The 2864-nt window shown below is 73.5% G+C and carries 2 protein-coding genes; both read left to right on the forward strand.

Going from position 1 to position 2864, the window contains the following annotated elements:
• Window positions 1–534 precede the first annotated feature (534 nt).
• On the forward strand, window positions 535–1584 hold the full coding sequence (argC, locus tag AC5LSR_RS13990; RefSeq protein ID WP_250283371.1) for an N-acetyl-gamma-glutamyl-phosphate reductase: 1050 nt from the start codon (window positions 535–537) through the stop codon (window positions 1582–1584).
• A 253-nt stretch (window positions 1585–1837) separates the two neighbouring features.
• A partial coding sequence (argJ, locus tag AC5LSR_RS13995) for a bifunctional glutamate N-acetyltransferase/amino-acid acetyltransferase ArgJ (protein WP_493468548.1) occupies window positions 1838–2864 on the forward strand: 1027 nt, incomplete at its 3' end.

Consider the following 2864-nt stretch of genomic DNA (forward strand, 5'->3'; position numbering starts at 1 on the left):
TCATTGCGGCCCCAGGCCTGCACTATGCCGCTACGCAGCCGGATGTCCCAGCCGGGGGTCGTGCCCGACACTCCCGGGGAGGCAACAGCCGCCGCCGGCAGGGCCACCGCCCCGACTGTGGCCGTCACTGCCGCCGCCCATATTCCGATCCGCCATCGTCGACGAGACATCTCTGCTCCTCAGAACCGGTGGGTGTCGTCATCTACACCCAAACATCGCGGAGGGTAGCAAGAAAATTACTCCGAGTGTTCATATGGCTGCGTGTCATTGTGTGTCGCTACGTGTTCGCACGCCAGCATGTTTGTGCTGTTGTGTGTCTGCTCGGACGCGCTCCTGGTGGTCGTGTCGGGGCTCGGGCCCCGGGGCGGCTGGCGCAGGGCCCGTCCTGGTCTGGCGGGCGACCCGGCGTCGCCCGACGGGGTGCGGGGTCTGGCGGCCCGGCGGGTGCCGGGAGGAGCTGAGGAAACGCCGCGCCGCAACTCCCCACGGCAAGGTATTGCATGTTCATGAAATGCTATGTATAAGTTTTCAGTCATGGGGATGACAGCGGCGGTGGCCGGGGCCAGTGGGTACGCGGGCGGGGAGCTGCTGCGCCTGCTGCTCGGGCATCCGGAGCTCGAGATCGGCCCGCTGGCGGCGGGCTCGTCGGCCGGGCGCGACGTCACCGAGATCCACCCGCACCTGCCCGGCCTCGAGGGCCGGGTCTTCGTCGACACGTCGGCCCTTGCCGGGGCCGACGCCGACATCGTCTTTCTCGCGCTCCCGCACGGCGCGTCCGCCGCGGTGGCGGCGACGCTGCCGGCCGGCGCCCGCGTCGTCGACCTGGGTGCCGACCACCGGCTCGTCGACGCCGAGGCCTGGCGCCGGGCCTACGGCGGCGAGCACGCGGGCGCGTGGACATACGGGATGCCGGAGCTGCCAGCGGCACGGGAGGCGATCCGGACCAGTGACCGGGTGGCGGCCCCCGGCTGCTATCCGACCGCGGTCACCCTCGCCCTCGCCCCGCTGCTGGCCGCGGGGCTGGTCGAGACCGAGGACGTCGTCGTCGTGGCGGCCAGCGGCACCTCGGGCGCCGGCCGCTCACCCAAGGCGAACCTGCTCGGCAGCGAGGTCATGGGCGACCTGACCGCCTACAAGGTCGGCAGCCACCAGCACCGCCCGGAGATCCTCCAGGCCCTCGGCGGGCTGGTCGACACGCCCGTGTCGATGTCGTTCACCACGGTGCTCGCGCCCATGCCGCGCGGCATCCTCGCCACCTGCACCGCCCGCCTCCGCGGAGAAGGCACCGGAAAAGGCGCCGAGGTGACCACGGACGCCCTGCGCGGCGCGCTGCTCGCGGCCTACGCGGACGAGCCGTTCGTGCGGGTCCTGCCGCCGGGCCGCTGGCCCCACACCTCGGCGGCTCTCGGCGGCAACGCCGTCCACCTGCAGGTCATGGCGGACGAGCAGGCGGGACGGGCGGTGGTCGTCGCCGCCCTCGACAACCTGTGCAAGGGGGCCGCGGGCCAGGCACTGCAGTGCGCGAACCTCATGCTCGGCCTGCCGGAGACAACGGGACTGACCGCACAGGGGGTGGCCCCGTGACCAGCCCCACCGCCGACGCTCACCCACGGGCGGAGACCTGCCTGCGGGCGGGCATCCGTCCGTGGGCAGGAACAGGAATCCGCCTGCGGGCAGGAGACGGCCGGGCAGGTGACAGCCATGGGAAAGCAGGCGGTAGCGCAGAAGCGGACGGCTCGCCGAAAACGGATGGCAGTCGTCCACGGGCGAGTCACGGCCGTCCAGCGGCACCGCATAATCATCGGCGGGCAGGAGGCATGATCGTGAGGATCGGATCGTGAGTGTCACGGCGCCGGCCGGTTTCCGGGCCGCGGGCGTGGCGGCCGGGCTCAAGCCCTCCGGCCGTCCGGACGTCGCCCTCGTCGTCAACGACGGCCCCCTCGACACGGCCGCGGGCGTGTTCACCCGCAACCGGGTGCAGGCCGCGCCGGTGCGGTGGTCCCGGCAGGTGCTCGTGGACGGCCGGCTGCGGGCGGTCGTGCTGAACTCCGGCGGCGCCAACGCCTGCACGGGCCCGGCCGGCTTCGCCGACACCCACCACACCGCCGAGCACACCGCGGCCCTGCTCGGGCTGGGTGCCGGTGAGGTCGCCGTCTGCTCGACCGGGCTGATCGGGATACGCCTGCCCATGGACCTGCTGCTGCCCGGCGTGGCCAAGGCGGTCACCGAGGCGGCGGCGACCGGTGGCGCCGCCGCCGCCGAGGCGATCCGCACCACCGACACCGTCAGCAAGCAGGCGGTGCGCGCGGCGGCGGGGGTCACGGTAGGCGGGATGGCCAAGGGCGCCGCCATGCTCGCGCCGGCGCTCGCCACGATGCTGGTGGTGGTGACCACGGACGCGGTCGTCGACCCGCCGACCGCCGACCAGGTGCTGCGGGACGCCTGCCGCACCACCTTCGAGCGGGTGGACTCCGACGGCTGCATGTCCACCAACGACACCGTGCTGCTGCTGGCCAGCGGCGCGTCCGGGGTGCGTGTCGACGCCGGGACGCTCGGCGGGCTGGTGACCGGCACCTGCGCCGACCTGGCCGGGCAGCTGGTCGCCGACGCCGAGGGCTCGACCAAGACGATCGCGGTCACCGTCACCGGCGCGGCCGGTGAGGACGACGCCCTCGAGGTCGGCCGGGCGGTGGCGCGGTGCAACCTGCTCAAGTGCGCGCTCTATGGCAACGACCCGAACTGGGGCCGGGTGCTCGCCGCGGTGGGGACCACCCGTGCCGCGTTCGAGCCCGACGCCGTCGACGTCGCGATCAACGGGGTGTGGGTGTGCCGCGACGGTGCCCCGGGCGAGCCGCGCGAGCTCG

This window comes from Protofrankia sp. CiP1_Cm_nod4, assembly GCF_982290645.1.